The sequence below is a fragment of the Klebsiella sp. PCX genome, assembly GCF_021869705.1.
In the GTDB taxonomy this organism is placed as follows: domain Bacteria; phylum Pseudomonadota; class Gammaproteobacteria; order Enterobacterales; family Enterobacteriaceae; genus Klebsiella; species Klebsiella quasipneumoniae.
The window spans coordinates 1,223,231-1,237,859 of record NZ_CP091527.1; the positions used below are offsets into that span (position 1 = coordinate 1,223,231).

Here is a 14,629-nt window from a genome sequence, read left to right on the forward strand (position 1 = left end):
GTGGCGGCCCTTTGTTCAGTAGTGCAGATTAATGATGCTCAACCTGATGGCTGTGCTCAATATCTTCCGTTTTCTTACTAAAGCGGCGACGAACCACCACAAAGAACACCGGCACGAAGAAGATAGCCAGGATCGTCGCGGTCACCATCCCGCCCATTACGCCTGTACCGACGGCGTTCTGCGCACCGGAGCCAGCACCGGAGCTGATAACCAGCGGCATAACCCCAAGGATAAACGCCAGGGAGGTCATCAGGATCGGACGCAGACGCATACGCACCGCTTCAAGCGTCGCCTCAATCAGCCCTTTGCCCTCTTTCTCCATCAGGTCTTTGGCGAATTCAACGATCAGTATCGCGTTTTTCGCCGACAGGCCGATGGTGGTCAACAGGCCAACCTGGAAGTAAACGTCATTGGTTAAACCGCGGAGGGTGGCGGCTAACAGCGCGCCGACCACACCTAACGGTACGACCAGCATGACCGAGAACGGAATCGACCAGCTCTCATACAGCGCTGCCAGACACAGGAAGACGACAATCAGCGAGATGGCATACAGGGCAGGGGCCTGGTTACCGGACAGCCGCTCCTGATAAGACATCCCGGTCCAGTCGTAGCCGATACCCGACGGCAGTTTACCCGCCAGCTCTTCCATCAGGCTCATCGCCTCACCGGTACTCTTGCCTGGCGCTGCCTGGCCAAGAATTTCCATCGATGGCAGACCGTTGTAGCGTTCCAGACGCGGCGAACCGTATTCCCAACGCGAGGTGGAGAAGGCGGAGAACGGCACCATCTGGCCATCACTGCCGCGAACATACCACTTGCCGATGTCCTCAGGCAGCATACGGTATTTCGCTTCGGACATGATGTACACTTTCTTCACGCGGCCGCGGTCGATAAAGTCGTTGACATAGCTTCCGCCCCAGGCAGCGCCCAGCGTGGTGTTAATGTCGCTGATGGAGACGCCCAGCGCCTGGGCTTTTTCCTGATCGATATCGACTTTGAACTGCGGTGTATCTTCCAGACCGTTAGGACGCACGCCGGTCAGCACGTCAGGATGCTGCGCCACCATGCCAAACAGCTGATTACGTGCCTGGGTCAGTTTTTCGTGTCCCAGGCCGCCCTGATCAATCAGCTGGAAGTCAAAGCCGGTCGCGGTACCCAGTTCAACGATAGCCGGCAGGTTAAAGGCGAAGACCATCGCGTCTTTAATCTGCGAGAAGTAGCCCATCGCCCGACCGGTGATCGCTTCAACTTTGTTTTCTTCGCCCGGACGTTGGCTCCAGTCTTTCAGCGAGACGAACGCGATACCGGTGTTCTGGCCGCGGCCGGCGAAGCCGAAGCCGTTAACCGCAAACACGGATTCCACGTTGTCCTTCTCTTTGGTGAGATAGTAATTCGTCATCTCATCCAGCACTTTCTGCGTGCGCTCCTGGGTGGCGCCGGCAGGCAGCTGGGCCATACTCAGGAATACCCCCTGGTCTTCGTCCGGCAGGAACGAGCTCGGCAGACGAACGAACAGCCACGCCATGCCCACCACGATGATCAGATACAGCACCAGATAGCGACCGGTGCTGCGCAGAATGTTGCCTACGCTGTCGGTGTAATGGTGCGTGCTCTTATCGAACATGCGGTTAAACCAGCCGAAGAAACCGGTGGTCGCGCCGTGGCTGCCTTTCTGAATCGGCTTCAGCATCGTGGCGCACAGCGCCGGCGTCAGGATCAGCGCGACCAGTACCGATAGCGCCATTGCGGAAACAATGGTGATGGAGAACTGGCGATAGATGGCGCCGGTTGAACCGCCGAAGAATGCCATCGGGATAAATACCGCCGACAGCACCATGGCGATACCTACCAGCGCGCCCTGAATCTGCCCCATCGATTTACGCGTCGCTTCTTTCGGCGGCAGGCCTTCTTCGGCCATGACGCGCTCGACGTTCTCGACCACCACGATGGCGTCATCCACCAGCAGGCCGATGGCGAGCACCATCCCGAACATCGTCAGGGTGTTTATCGAGAAGCCAAACGCCGCCAGCACAGCGAAGGTCCCTAACAGGACCACCGGCACCGCGATGGTCGGGATCAGCGTGGCGCGGAAGTTCTGCAGGAACAGATACATCACCAGGAAGACCAGGATGATCGCTTCCACCAGCGTTTTAACCACTTCGTGAATAGAGATTTTCACGAACGGGGTGGTGTCATACGGGTAAACGATTTTCATCCCCGACGGGAAAAACGGCTCCATCTTCGCCAGTTCAGCGCGGATCGCGTTGGCGGTATCCAGCGCGTTCGCGCCGGTAGCCAGTTTAATACCCAGACCGGACGCTGGCTGGCCGTTATACTTCGCCACCACGTCATAGCTTTCGCCACCCAGCTCAATTTTGGCGACATCACGCAGACGAACCTGGGAACCATCCTGGTTCACCTTCAGCAGGATGTTGCCAAACTCTTCCGTATTGGTCAGACGCGTCTGTGCGACGATGGACGCGTTGAGCTGCTGGCCTTTCACCGGCGGCGTACCGCCTAACTGACCAGCGGCTACCTGGGCGTTCTGCGCTTTCAGAGCGCTGATCACGTCCACCGGCGTGAGCTGGAAGTTATTCAGTTTATTCGGATCCATCCAGATACGCATCGCGTACTGGGAACCGAAAAGCTGAACGTCGCCGACGCCGCTGGTACGGCTGATCGGGTCCTTCATGTTGGCCGCCACGTAGTCCGAAATATCGTCCTGGTTCATGGTGCCGTTGGTGTTAATAACGCCGACAACCATCAGGAAGCTGCTGGACGCTTTCTCAACGCTGATCCCTTGCTGCTGTACTTCTTGCGGCAGCAGAGGGGTGGCCAGGGCCAGCTTGTTCTGAACCTGAACCTGGGCGATGTCCGGATCGGTACCGGATTCGAAGGTCAGGGTGATGGTCGCCGTACCGGTGGAGTCGCCATTCGAGGACATGTACATCAGGTGATCGATACCGTTCATATTCTGTTCGATAACCTGAGTCACGGTGTTCTGCACGGTTTCGGCGTCAGCACCGGGGTACATGGCGGTAATGGAAATTGCTGGCGGCGCAATCGTCGGATATTGCGCCACCGGCAATTTGAGGATCGATAATCCCCCAGCCAGCATGATGATGATGGCGATCACCCATGCAAATATGGGGCGATCGATAAAGAAATTAGGCATGTCTTAACGGCTCCTGTTTAAGTTAAGACTTGGTTTGTTCTGATGGCGCGTTGCCTGCGGCTTGCTGTTTATCATCAGAAGCTACTTCCTGCGCTTTTACCTGCACGCCTGGTTTGATTTTTTGCAGGCCAGTGACGATAACGCGATCGCCGGATTTCAGACCGTCAGTGACCAGCCATTTATCGCCAATCGCTTGAGAAGCAGTGACCTGGCGGACTTCGACCTTATCGCCTTCACCCACTACCATGACGCTGGCATCGCCGCGCGGCGTACGGGTGACACCCTGTTGCGGTACCAGCAGGGCGTCAGGGTTAACCCCTTCTTCCAGACGGGCACGGACAAACATCCCCGGTAGCAGGGTGTGATCCGGGTTAGGGAAAATAGCGCGCAGCGTGATAGAGCCGGTGGTCTGATCGACGGTGACATCCGAGAATTCCAGCGTGCCGGCCTGCGGATACTTAAGACCGTCGTTAGTCACCAGCTCCACTTTCGCTTTCCCGTTTTCCTGTTTCAGACGGCCATCGGCCAGCTCCTGTTTCAGGCGCAGGAAATCATTGCTCGACTGGGTGACGTCGACATAGATCGGATCCAACTGCTGAACGGTTGCCAGGGCGGTTGTTTGACCATTTTGCACCAGCGCCCCTTCGGTCACCGCGGATTTACCAATGCGACCGCTAATCGGCGAGGTGACTTTGGTGTAGGCCAGATTGATGCGCGCGGTTTCAACGGCTGCTTTCGCCGCGACCACGGCCGCATTGCTCTGCTGCGCCGTCGCGACGGCGGTATCGTAGTCTTGTTGACTGATATATTTAGTGCCTAACAGTTTCTGATAACGCTTGACCGTCAGTTGATCCATGTTTGCCGCCGCCTGGGCTTTTGCCAGGTCGCCTTTGGCGCTGTCATAGCTGGCCTGATAGGTGGCTGGATCGATCTGATACAGGGAAACGCCGGCCTGGATATCGCTACCTTCCACGAAGTTACGTTTTAAAATAATGCCACTGACCTGAGGACGAACTTCCGCAATGCGATAGGCGCTGGTGCGGCCTGGCAGTTCGGTGGTTATTTGTAGAGGTGCGGATTTGAGCGTCACAATACCGACTTCCGGCATGTGCTGGGCTCCTTGTTGAGCCGGTTTATCGTCACATCCTGTTAGCGCTAAGCTGCCTGAGAGCATCAGAACGACCGCCAGAGGCGTTAACCCTCTGTTTTTGTTCATATGTAAACCTCGAGTGTCCAATTTCAAAATGTTCAGTGGCTCAAACAACCACAAACCCACTACAGTCTTTCTATTATGGTCGTGCTATGGTACATACATTCACAAATGTATGTAAACGTAACCTCTGTAAAGTCATTAACCTATGGCACGAAAAACCAAACAACAGGCACGTGAAACCCGGCAACTGATTCTGGATGTTGCTCTGCGTCTGTTTTCGCAGCAAGGCGTATCATCTACCTCGTTGGCAACAATTGCAAAAGCTGCGGGTGTAACGAGGGGGGCTATCTACTGGCATTTCAAGAATAAATCAGATTTATTCAACGAAATTTGGGAGCTGTCAGACGCCAGTATTAGCGATCTCGAAATTGAGTATCGGGCAAAATTCCCCAACGATCCACTCTCAGTTATCAGGGAGATATTAGTCTATGTTCTTGAAGCGACAGTGACAGAAGAGCGTCGTCGGTTGATGATGGAGATTATCTTCCATAAGTGCGAATTCGTCGGAGAAATGACCGTAGTGCAGCAGGCCCAGCGGCAGCTCTCCCTGGCGAGCTACGAGCGTATCGAGCAAACCTTAAAAGAGTGTATCGCGGCGAAGCTGTTGCCTGCCAATTTACTCACCCGGCGAGCGGCGATTTTAATGCGCAGCTACCTTTCAGGCCTGATGGAGAACTGGCTGTTTGCTCCCGACTCGTTCGACCTGCATGCGGAAGCGCGTGACTACGTCGCCATCCTGCTGGAGATGTATCAATTCTGCCCCACGCTTCGCGGCCCGGAGAGCCTGCCAGCTTAACGAAGCGTGCGGATGAGCGTGAATTTTTAGCGCGGTCCGCCGCTATTCGCCAGCGATGAGAAGTGCTATTCTGCGCGCTTGCGACGACCCCCGGTATTCTCCGGCATTTGCATTCATTCATATTAACTATGCTGCACACGATCTCCAGGCAACGCGCCACGTTCATCTTTACCATTATGCTGCTCTGTTTTATTGGCCTTTTCAGTCCAGTTCAGGGCCGCGCCGCAGACCTCCCTGACCGGGCGGAGGTGCAGAGTCAGCTCAACACATTAAACAAGCAAAAGGAACTGACTCCGCAGGATAAACTGGTCCAGCAGGATTTGACCCAGACCCTGGAAACGCTGGATAAAATCGATCGCATCAAGAGCGAGACGACGCAGCTCCGCCAGCAGGTCGAGCAAGCCCCGGCGAAGCTGCGCCAGGCGGTGGATAACCTTAACAACCTGAGCGATGTCCCGAACGACGACGCGACGCGCAAGACGCTGAGCACGCTCTCCCTGCGTCAGCTGGAATCACGCGTCACCCAAACGCTGGACGATCTGCAGAATGCGCAAAACGATCTGGCAACCTACAACAGCCAGCTGGTTTCCCTGCAAACGCAGCCGGAACGGGTGCAAAATGCGATGTACAACGCCTCCCAGCAGCTGCAGCAGATCCGTAATCGTCTGAATGGCACCTCGGTGGGCGATGAGACTCTGCGTCCGACCCAGCAGGTGTTGCTGCAGGCCCAGCAGGCGTTGCTCAACGCGCAGATCGAGCAGCAGCGTAAGAGCCTCGAAGGCAACACTATCCTGCAGGATACCCTGCAGAAGCAGCGTGACTATGTAACCGCCTGGAGCAACCGGCTGGAGCATCAGCTGCAGCTGCTGCAGGAGGCGGTGAACAGCAAGCGGCTGACGCTGACTGAGAAAACCGCCCAGGAGGCGGTCACGCCGGATGAAACCACGCGTATTCAGGCCAACCCGCTGGTCAAGCAGGAGCTGGATGTTAACCACCAGTTGAGCGAGAAGCTGATCCAGGCGACGGAGAATGGCAACCAGCTGGTGCAGCGCAATATCCAGGTAAAGAACTGGCTCGACCGCGCTCTGCAGTCTGAGCGGGATATTAAAGAGCAAATTTCCGTGCTCAAGGGCAGCCTGCTGCTGTCGCGCATTCTTTATCAGCAGCAGCAGACGCTGCCGTCGGCGGATGAGCTGCAGGATATGACTAATCGCATTGCCGACCTGCGGCTCGAACAGTTTGAAGTTAACCAGCAGCGCGACGCCCTGTTCCAGAGCGATGCCTATGTCGCTAAGCTGGAAGAGGGGCACAGCGCTGAAGTAACCGATGAAGTGCACGCCGCGCTGCTGGAAGTGATCGACATGCGTCGCGAGCTGCTTGACCAGTTCAATAAACAGCTGGGGAACCAGCTGATGATGGCCATCAACCTGCAGATCAACCAGCAGCAGCTGATGAGCGTCTCCAGCAGCCTGAAAGAAATCCTGACCCAGCAAATTTTCTGGGTGAACAGCAATAAACCGATGGACTGGGAGTGGATTAAGGCCTTCCCGGAAGCGCTGAAAGGTCAGTTTAAGGCGATGAAAATCACCGTGAACTGGGAAAAAGCGTGGCCGGCGGTATTTATCGCTTTCCTCGCCGGATTACCGCTGCTGCTAATTGCCGGCCTGATCCGCTGGCGTTTGCAGTGGCTCAAGGATTATCAGGCGAAGCTGGCTTCTCAGGTAGGCCAACTACGCAATGATACCCAACTGCATACGCCGAAGGCGATCTTTATCGACCTGATCCGCGCCTTACCGGTGGTGCTGGTGATTCTGGCGATTGGCCTGATCTTACTCACCATGCAGTTAAATATCAGCGGACTGCTGTGGGCGTACAGTAAAAAACTGGCGATGTTCTGGCTGGTGTTTGGCCTGTGCTGGAAAGTGCTGGAAAAGAACGGCGTGGCGGTCAGCCACTTTAATATGCCGGCGCAGTTGACCAGCCACTGGCGGCGGCAGATTGTCCGCGTCAGCCTGGCGCTGCTGCCGCTGAATTTCTGGTCGGTGATTTCCGAGCTGTCGCCGCTGAACCTGATGGACGATGTGCTGGGGCAGCTGGTGATTTTCTTCAACTTACTGCTGATCGCGGTGCTGGTCTGGCCGATGTGCCGGGAAAGCTGGCGCGATAAAGAGTCGCACAGCCTGCGCCTGCTGACGATCACGGTGCTGTCTATCGTTCCGGTGGCCCTGATGGTGCTGACGGCGACCGGCTACTTCTACACCACGCTGCGCCTGGCGGGACGCTGGATCGAGACGGTTTATCTGGTAATGATCTGGAACCTGCTGTACCAGACCGTGCTGCGTGGCCTGAGCGTGGCGGCGCGGCGTATCGCCTGGCGCCGGGCGCTGGCGCGCCGTCAGCATCTGGTGAAGGAGGGCGCGGAAGGCGCCGAGCCGCAGGAGGAGCCGACTATCGCCCTCGAGCAGGTTAACCAGCAGACGTTGCGCATCACCATGCTGGTGATGATCGCGCTGTTCGCGGTCATGTTCTGGGCGATTTGGTCGGATTTGATCACCGTTTTCGCCTATCTCGACAGCATCACCCTCTGGCATTACAACGGCACCGAGGCGGGGGCCAGCGTGGTGCGCAGCGTGACGATGGGCAGCCTGCTGTTTGCCATTGTGGCGTCGATGGTTGCCTGGGCGCTAATCCGCAACCTGCCGGGGCTGCTGGAGGTGCTGGTCCTGTCGCGGCTCAATATGCGTCAGGGGACTTCCTACGCCATCACCACCATTCTTAACTATGCGATTATCGCCATTGGGGCGATGACGGTATTCGGGTCGCTGGGCGTCTCCTGGGACAAACTGCAATGGCTGGCGGCCGCGCTGTCGGTTGGTTTGGGTTTTGGTCTGCAGGAGATCTTCGGTAACTTTGTCTCCGGCCTGATTATTCTGTTCGAACGTCCGGTGCGCATCGGGGATACGGTGACTATCGGCACCTTCTCCGGTACGGTAAGCAAAATCCGTATTCGCGCCACCACCATTACCGACTTCGATCGCAAAGAGGTGATCATCCCGAACAAGGCGTTCGTTACCGAGCGCTTGATCAACTGGTCGCTCTCCGACACCGTGACCCGCGTGGTGATCCGCCTCGGCGTCGCCTATGGTTCCGACCTGGATAAGGTGAAGGAGGTGCTGCTGAAGGTGGCGCACGATCATCCGAAAGTGATGCAGGAGCCAGCGCCAGCGGTCTTCTTCACTACATTCGGCCCCAGTACGCTGGATCATGAACTACGTCTGTATGTCCGTGAACTGCGCGATCGCAGCTACACGGTGGATGAGCTCAACCGCGCCATCGACCGTCTGTGCCGGGAGAATGACATCAACATTGCCTTTAACCAGCTGGAAGTCCATCTGCGAAATGAAAAGGGTGATGAAGTCACGGAAGTGAAGCGGGATGGAAAGGGCGACGATTTAGCTCCCTCCGTCGCGTCTTAACTGAAGAGGGGCGGCGCAACGCCGCCCCTGTTGCATCAGGGCGCCAGCGCGGCGAGCTCCTCGTCGCTAAGCCCGGTGAGTTCTCTCACGATTTGTCGTTCGAGGCCGCGCGCCAGCATTCTGGCGGCGATGCTGCGAGTGGCGGCTTCTCGACCTTCCTGCTCGCCCTCCTGCTGCCCCTGTTTACGGCCTTTCTCTTCCAGCCATTCGGCAATGGTCATCATCAGCTCCTTATGCCTGGGCGACTGCGCCGCCAGCGCGCGGATCAGCGCCCCCGGATGTTCCGTTGTACCCGCCTGCAACATATAGCGCAGCAGCGTATTCAACTGCGCTTCTGTCAGATAGCCTTGCGTCATCAGCGCGATCAGCGGCACCTGCAGCTCGGCCAGATCGCGATGGCGGATATGCTTTTGCAACAGCTCCAGCATGGCCATCCGCCGATGACGGACTATCTGATTATCTGGCATAACGGTGAGGTCCACCAGCGGAAAATCACCGCTATAGAGCGCCTTCGCCAGCGCCGGTTCGGCGAATAGCTGTTGCCAGTTGCGGGGCCAGGGCCAGGGGCTGACCTTACCGTGATAAAACAGAATCGGCACCACCAGCGGCAGCGTGTCGTGGCCAGCGTCCAGATGACGCTGCATGGCGGCCAGCGCGTAGCGCAGCAGGCGAAACGCCATCAGCTTGTCCGGGGTACTCTGGTGCTCAATCAGCGCGTAAACATAGCCCGGTCCGTGGCGGGTGCGCAGTGAGTAAAGGATATCGGAATAGCTGGCGCGCAGGTCCTCTTCAACAAAGCTACCGGAGACCAGCTGCAGCGAATCCAGCTCGCAGATTGCCAGAAACGGCGCGGGCAGATACAGCTGCAGGAAATCCTTCGCCACCGCCTGATGCATCAGCATCTGGCGAAAAACCGCATCGTGCGGGGTTTGACTGACCTTTTCCATCAATATTGCCTCCATCGGCGTCATGCGCAGAGGACCACTCTGCCAGCACTCCGCCGTGGGCAACATCTCACTTCTGCGGCGTTTGCGAGGCGCTTTCCGCGTTTTTTAACTTATTTGCATAATCCCGCCTGACAATTTCCAGCGCGTCCAGCACGGTTTGCGCCGGGATCTGATGTGATTCCAGCAACATGATTAAATCGACGGCCAGTTTGACCTCATCGGGGGCATTTTCCAGCGACATCGGACTCTCCTGTTAGCGCGTCAGCCGCGCCAGTACGTTTTCAATCTTATCCAGCGCCTGTCGGCAGCGCGCCAGCCGTCCACTGTAGACCTCGACTTCCCTGGCCAGCCGCTGCTGCTCGTCGAGGCTGGTAGCCTGCGTCTGCTGGCGCTGGCGTTGGTCGCGCATCGCCAGCAGGCGGCGCTCATACTCCTGATGCTGTAGGCGACGGCGCTGCCAGCGGCTCAGCGTTGGCGAGGCATGGTCCCAACTGCGCAGCGACCAGGTGGCGGTTTCGCGACGCAGCGCAGCGATTTGCGCCGCCAGACGCTCGGCGATCCAGGCTACCTGCGGCAACTGCTGGCGCTCGACGGCCTGGCGGAGCTGGTGAAAGTTGTGTTGGGCTTCCGCCAGATAGGCCTGCATCAGCGTGCTGCGGGAGTGGAAGAGCTGGCGGTCAAAGCGCGGGCTGAGGGTCGCGTGCTCCGCCAGCGGCGCCACCTGCGCGGCCAGCTCGCTGAGCTGATTGTTCAGCGTTTGTAAAAGTTGAGCTGTTTTCACCAACCCCCTCCATTCTCCATCAGCCAACTGTGCTACAGTAGCCGTATCTGTTTGATAACGATTCGCATTATGCCACCTGTTATTTTAACCATTATCGGCTGGCTGGCGGTAGCGCTGGGTACGCTGGGCGTCTTCTTACCGTTGCTGCCGACGACGCCGTTTATTCTGCTTGCTGCCTGGTGCTTTGCCCGCTCATCGCCGCGCTTTCACCAGTGGCTGCTGTATCGCTCATGGTTCGGCGGCTATCTTCGCCACTGGCAACAGTACCGCGCCATGCCTCGCGGCGCCAAACCGCGCGCCATTGCCATGATCGTGGCGACTTTTGCTATTTCGCTGTGGCTGGTTAAGCTTACGTGGGTGCGCATCATGCTGTTGGTCATTCTGGCCTGTCTGCTGATCTTTATGTGGCGCATTCCGGTGGTTGACGCAAAGCAACAAAAGCACTGATGCGCAATAATGCCTGTTGCAATTGTTGCTGACAGCCAGTAAATTCTGGCGTTTTCGAGCGCGGGTAAGCCTGGTCAAAGGTTAAACAAATGTTTCTTTGGCCCCTTTTGCACGCCCGTGGGTAACACCGTTTCAATCAGGCATACACTTATGACCGCAACTGCACAGCAGCTTGAATATCTGAAGAACAGCATCCAGAGTATCGAGGATTATCCAAAACCGGGCATTCTTTTCCGCGATGTCACCAGTTTACTGGAAGACCCGAAAGCTTACGCGCTCAGCATTGAACTGCTGACCGAGCGCTACAAAGACGCGGGAATTACCAAAGTGGTAGGGACTGAGGCGCGTGGCTTCCTTTTCGGCGCACCGGTTGCGCTGGCGCTGGGCGTGGGCTTTGTTCCGGTACGCAAGCCGCGTAAGTTGCCGCGTGAAACCATCGCTGAGAGCTATGAGCTGGAATACGGCACCGATCAGCTGGAGATCCACGTTGACGCCATCAAACCGGGCGACAAAGTGCTGGTGGTGGACGATCTGCTGGCGACCGGCGGAACCATCGACGCGACGGTCAAACTGATCCGCCGTCTCGGCGGCGAAGTGCAGGATGCCGCTTTCATTATCAATCTCTTCGATCTGGGCGGCGAACAGCGCCTGGAGAAGCTGGGGATCCACTGCTTCAGTCTGGTGCCGTTCCCGGGCCACTAAGCAAATCCCTCCACATAGCCTCGCCGATCGGGCGGGGCTGTGATAGCATGACCCCTTCGTGATTTCACCTTCCAGCGTTTCAGAGCCAGCCCATGAGTTATCAGGTCTTAGCCCGTAAATGGCGCCCACAAACCTTTGCTGACGTCGTCGGCCAGGAACATGTGCTGACCGCACTGGCGAACGGCTTGTCGTTAGGGCGCATTCATCACGCTTATCTCTTTTCCGGTACCCGCGGAGTCGGTAAGACCTCCATCGCCCGCCTGCTGGCGAAAGGGTTAAACTGTGAAACCGGCATCACCGCCACCCCCTGCGGCGTGTGCGATAACTGCCGGGAAATTGAACAGGGGCGCTTTGTCGATCTGATTGAGATTGACGCCGCCTCACGCACCAAAGTCGAAGATACCCGCGACCTGCTGGATAACGTCCAGTACGCGCCGGCCCGCGGCCGCTTCAAGGTCTATCTCATCGACGAAGTCCATATGCTGTCGCGCCACAGCTTCAACGCGTTATTAAAGACGCTGGAGGAGCCGCCGGCGCACGTCAAATTCCTGCTGGCGACGACGGATCCGCAGAAGCTGCCGGTGACGATCTTATCCCGCTGCCTGCAGTTCCACCTGAAGGCGCTGGACGTTGAACAGATCCGCCATCAGCTGGAGCATATTCTTGGCGAAGAGCAGATTGCCTTCGAGCCCCGCGCGCTGCAGCTGTTGTCGCGCGCCGCCGACGGCAGCCTGCGCGATGCCTTAAGCCTGACCGATCAGGCTATTGCCAGTGGAGAAGGGCAACTGACGGCGGCGTCGGTGAGCACCATGCTCGGCACCCTCGATGACGATCAGGCACTGTCGTTGATTGAAGCCCTGGTCGCCGCCGATGGCGAGCGAGTCATGGCGGGCGTCAATGACGCCGCCGCGCGCGGCGTTGAATGGGAGGCGCTGCTGGTGGAGATGCAGAGCCTGCTGCACCGCATCGCCATGGTTCAGCTGTCCCCTTCGGCGCTGGGCGCCGACATGGCCGCGGTCGAAGTGCGGATGCGCGAACTGGCGCGCACCGTACCGCCGGGCGACGTTCAGCTCTACTACCAGACGCTGCTGATTGGCCGCAAAGAGCTACCCTATGCCCCGGACCGGCGGATGGGCGTCGAAATGACGCTGCTGCGCGCCCTGGCGTTTCATCCGCGTAAGCCGCTGCCGGAGCCCGAGGTGCAGCCGGCGCAGGCCGCCGCGCCCGCGCCGCGCCCGCCGGTTTCCCCCGCAGCGCCGCCACAGCCGCCGCAGAGTTTGCCGCCGACCACCAGCCAGGTGCTGGCGGCCCGCAGCCACCTGCAGCGCAGCCAGGGAGCAACCACCCCAAAAAAGAGTGAACCGGCAGCCGCTTCCCGCGCGCGGCCGGTGAATAACGCTGCGCTGGAGCGACTGAGTTCGATTACCGAGCGCGTCCAGGCTCGTCCGGCCGCGGCGGCGCTGGAGCAGGCCCCGGCGAAGAAAGAGGCTTATCGCTGGAAGGCGACGACGGTGGTTGAAGAGACCAAAGTCGAAGTCGCCACGCCTAAAGCGCTGAAAAAAGCGCTGGAGCATGAAAAAACGCCTGAGCTGGCGGCCAAGCTTGCCGTTGAAGCGGTCGAGCGCGACAGCTGGGCGGCAGAAGTGAGCCAGTTGGCAGTACCGAAGCTGGTCGAGCAGGTGGCGCTCAACGCGTGGAAAGAGCAGGAGGGCAATCGCGTCTGTCTGCATCTGCGCACCAGCCAGCGCCACCTCAATTCCGCCGGCGCACAGCAAAAGCTGGCTGAAGCGCTGGGGGTGTTGTACGGTACGCCCGTTGAATTGACCATCGTGGAAGACGATAATCCCGCGATGCGCACGCCGCTGGAGTGGCGGCAGGCTATTTATGAAGAGAAGCTCGCGCAGGCGCGCGAAGCGATTATTGCGGATAATAACATTCAGACCCTGCGTCGTTTCTTTGACGCCGATCTGGATGAAGAGAGTATCCGCCCCATTTGACTGCAAGTTTGACTTGCAGTCAGTACCTTTAATGATGACTGACTGAGAGAGAAGCCTATGTTTGGTGGAAAAGGCGGCCTGGGTAACCTGATGAAGCAGGCCCAGCAGATGCAAGAAAAAATGCAGAAGATGCAGGAAGAGATCGCTCAGCTGGAAGTGACCGGCGAATCCGGCGCGGGTCTGGTGAAAGTGACCATTAACGGCGCGCACAACTGCCGCCGCGTGGAGATCGACCCAAGCCTGCTGGAAGATGACAAAGAGATGCTGGAAGATCTGGTGGCTGCCGCGTTCAACGACGCTGCGCGCCGTATCGAAGAGACCCAGAAAGAGAAGATGGCTTCCGTCTCTGCCGGTATGCAGCTGCCGCCAGGCTTCAAGATGCCGTTCTGATGCAAACCAGCCCGCTGTTAACTCAGCTTATGGAAGCACTGCGCTGTCTGCCGGGCGTCGGCCCGAAGTCGGCGCAGCGCATGGCGTTTACCCTGCTGCAGCGCGATCGCAGCGGCGGGATGCGTCTGGCGCAGGCGCTGACGCGCGCGATGTCGGAGATCGGCCACTGTGCCGATTGCCGCACCTTCACCGAGCAGGAGGTGTGCAATATCTGCAGCAACCCGCGTCGCCAGGAAAACGGCCAGATCTGCGTGGTGGAGAGTCCGGCGGACATCTACGCCATTGAGCAGACCGGGCAGTATTCCGGCCGCTACTTCGTGCTGATGGGGCACCTGTCGCCGCTCGACGGCATCGGGCCTGATGACATCGGGCTCGATCGCCTGGAGCAACGGCTGGAGGCGGAGTCGATCACCGAGGTGATCCTTGCCACCAACCCGACCGTTGAGGGCGAGGCGACAGCCAACTATATCGCGGAGCTGTGCGCGCAGTATGGCGTCGACGCCAGCCGAATCGCCCACGGCGTGCCGGTGGGCGGCGAGCTGGAGATGGTCGACGGCACCACGCTGTCCCACTCGCTGGCCGGTCGCCACAAGATTACTTTCTGAACAAATGGAGGCGGCTATCGCCGCCTCCGCTTGAAAAATTTCCCCGCTGTCCCCATCTCCCACTCAACGGTTTTTTACCCATTTAAAATGGCATTGTTGA

Annotated in this window: 12 protein-coding genes and 1 other annotated feature; of the genes, 7 read left to right on the forward strand and 5 right to left on the reverse strand. The window is 58.3% G+C overall.

Annotation, left to right across the window (positions count from 1 at the left end; genetic code table 11):
• Positions 1-28 precede the first annotated feature (28 nt).
• Positions 29-3,175, reverse strand: coding sequence for a multidrug efflux RND transporter permease subunit AcrB (acrB, locus tag GQR96_RS05730; protein WP_004204748.1), 3,147 nt, complete (start codon positions 3,173-3,175; stop codon positions 29-31).
• A gap of 22 nt (positions 3,176-3,197) precedes the next feature.
• Complete coding sequence (acrA, locus tag GQR96_RS05735) at positions 3,198-4,391, reverse strand: multidrug efflux RND transporter periplasmic adaptor subunit AcrA (protein ID WP_004204747.1); 1,194 nt, start codon at positions 4,389-4,391, stop codon at positions 3,198-3,200.
• 142 nt (positions 4,392-4,533) lie between these two features.
• On the opposite strand from acrA, the gene acrR reads away from it, so the two are divergent.
• Both acrR and mscK read left to right on the forward strand, forming a co-directional pair.
• Positions 4,534-5,184, forward strand: a complete 651-nt coding sequence (gene acrR / locus GQR96_RS05740) for a multidrug efflux transporter transcriptional repressor AcrR (protein ID WP_004204746.1) — start codon at positions 4,534-4,536, stop codon at positions 5,182-5,184.
• Between the two features lie 128 nt (positions 5,185-5,312).
• Positions 5,313-8,660: a mechanosensitive channel MscK gene (mscK, locus tag GQR96_RS05745; RefSeq protein ID WP_004204744.1), complete on the forward strand. Its 3,348-nt coding sequence runs from the start codon at positions 5,313-5,315 to the stop codon at positions 8,658-8,660.
• A gap of 35 nt (positions 8,661-8,695) precedes the next feature.
• Here mscK and GQR96_RS05750 read toward each other — a convergent pair whose 3' ends face one another.
• The 3 genes from GQR96_RS05750 to priC all read right to left on the reverse strand — a co-directional run bounded on the left by GQR96_RS05750 (position 8,696) and on the right by priC (position 10,388).
• Positions 8,696-9,607: an Rpn family recombination-promoting nuclease/putative transposase gene (locus GQR96_RS05750; RefSeq protein ID WP_004204743.1), complete on the reverse strand. Its 912-nt coding sequence runs from the start codon at positions 9,605-9,607 to the stop codon at positions 8,696-8,698.
• A 67-nt stretch (positions 9,608-9,674) separates the two neighbouring features.
• Positions 9,675-9,848 (reverse strand): pleiotropic regulatory protein RsmS, encoded by a 174-nt coding sequence (gene rsmS, locus GQR96_RS05755; protein WP_004204742.1) that lies wholly within the window; start codon positions 9,846-9,848, stop codon positions 9,675-9,677.
• A 12-nt stretch (positions 9,849-9,860) separates the two neighbouring features.
• Positions 9,861-10,388: a primosomal replication protein N'' gene (gene priC, locus GQR96_RS05760; RefSeq protein ID WP_065903538.1), complete on the reverse strand. Its 528-nt coding sequence runs from the start codon at positions 10,386-10,388 to the stop codon at positions 9,861-9,863.
• A gap of 69 nt (positions 10,389-10,457) precedes the next feature.
• Here priC and GQR96_RS05765 point away from each other — a divergent pair, with 69 nt between their 5' ends.
• From GQR96_RS05765 to recR, 5 genes are all read left to right on the forward strand, one after another.
• The gene (locus GQR96_RS05765) at positions 10,458-10,835 is read left to right on the forward strand and encodes a DUF454 family protein (protein ID WP_004204740.1); all 378 of its coding nucleotides are present in this window, start codon (positions 10,458-10,460) and stop codon (positions 10,833-10,835) included.
• Between the two features lie 150 nt (positions 10,836-10,985).
• Positions 10,986-11,537 (forward strand): adenine phosphoribosyltransferase, encoded by a 552-nt coding sequence (gene apt / locus GQR96_RS05770; protein ID WP_004204738.1) that lies wholly within the window; start codon positions 10,986-10,988, stop codon positions 11,535-11,537.
• Between the two features lie 92 nt (positions 11,538-11,629).
• Positions 11,630-13,534, forward strand: a complete 1,905-nt coding sequence (gene dnaX / locus GQR96_RS05775; RefSeq protein WP_069734251.1) for a DNA polymerase III subunit gamma/tau — start codon at positions 11,630-11,632, stop codon at positions 13,532-13,534.
• Positions 12,867-12,931 (forward strand) — a sequence feature (DnaX frameshifting element). It overlaps the preceding gene by 65 nt.
• A gap of 57 nt (positions 13,535-13,591) precedes the next feature.
• The gene (locus tag GQR96_RS05780; protein ID WP_002892173.1) at positions 13,592-13,924 is read left to right on the forward strand and encodes a YbaB/EbfC family nucleoid-associated protein; all 333 of its coding nucleotides are present in this window, start codon (positions 13,592-13,594) and stop codon (positions 13,922-13,924) included.
• Positions 13,924-14,529, forward strand: coding sequence for a recombination mediator RecR (gene recR, locus GQR96_RS05785; protein ID WP_002892177.1), 606 nt, complete (start codon positions 13,924-13,926; stop codon positions 14,527-14,529). Before GQR96_RS05780 ends, recR begins: the two co-directional genes overlap by 1 nt.
• Positions 14,530-14,629 lie beyond the last annotated feature (100 nt).

What these genes read in the sequence shown, in the direction of transcription:
- recR (WP_002892177.1), top strand. Translation starts at nt 13,924, where the DNA reads ATGCAAACCAGCCCGCTGTTAACTCAGCTTATGGAAGCACTGCGCTGT.
- GQR96_RS05765 (WP_004204740.1), top strand. Translation starts at nt 10,458, where the DNA reads ATGCCACCTGTTATTTTAACCATTATCGGCTGGCTGGCGGTAGCGCTG.
- acrR (WP_004204746.1), top strand. Translation starts at nt 4,534, where the DNA reads ATGGCACGAAAAACCAAACAACAGGCACGTGAAACCCGGCAACTGATT.
- GQR96_RS05780 (WP_002892173.1), top strand. Translation starts at nt 13,592, where the DNA reads ATGTTTGGTGGAAAAGGCGGCCTGGGTAACCTGATGAAGCAGGCCCAG.
- apt (WP_004204738.1), top strand. Translation starts at nt 10,986, where the DNA reads ATGACCGCAACTGCACAGCAGCTTGAATATCTGAAGAACAGCATCCAG.
- rsmS (WP_004204742.1), bottom strand. Translation starts at nt 9,848, where the DNA reads ATGTCGCTGGAAAATGCCCCCGATGAGGTCAAACTGGCCGTCGATTTA.
- acrA (WP_004204747.1), bottom strand. Translation starts at nt 4,391, where the DNA reads ATGAACAAAAACAGAGGGTTAACGCCTCTGGCGGTCGTTCTGATGCTC.
- acrB (WP_004204748.1), bottom strand. Translation starts at nt 3,175, where the DNA reads ATGCCTAATTTCTTTATCGATCGCCCCATATTTGCATGGGTGATCGCC.
- dnaX (WP_069734251.1), top strand. Translation starts at nt 11,630, where the DNA reads ATGAGTTATCAGGTCTTAGCCCGTAAATGGCGCCCACAAACCTTTGCT.
- mscK (WP_004204744.1), top strand. Translation starts at nt 5,313, where the DNA reads ATGCTGCACACGATCTCCAGGCAACGCGCCACGTTCATCTTTACCATT.
- GQR96_RS05750 (WP_004204743.1), bottom strand. Translation starts at nt 9,607, where the DNA reads ATGGAAAAGGTCAGTCAAACCCCGCACGATGCGGTTTTTCGCCAGATG.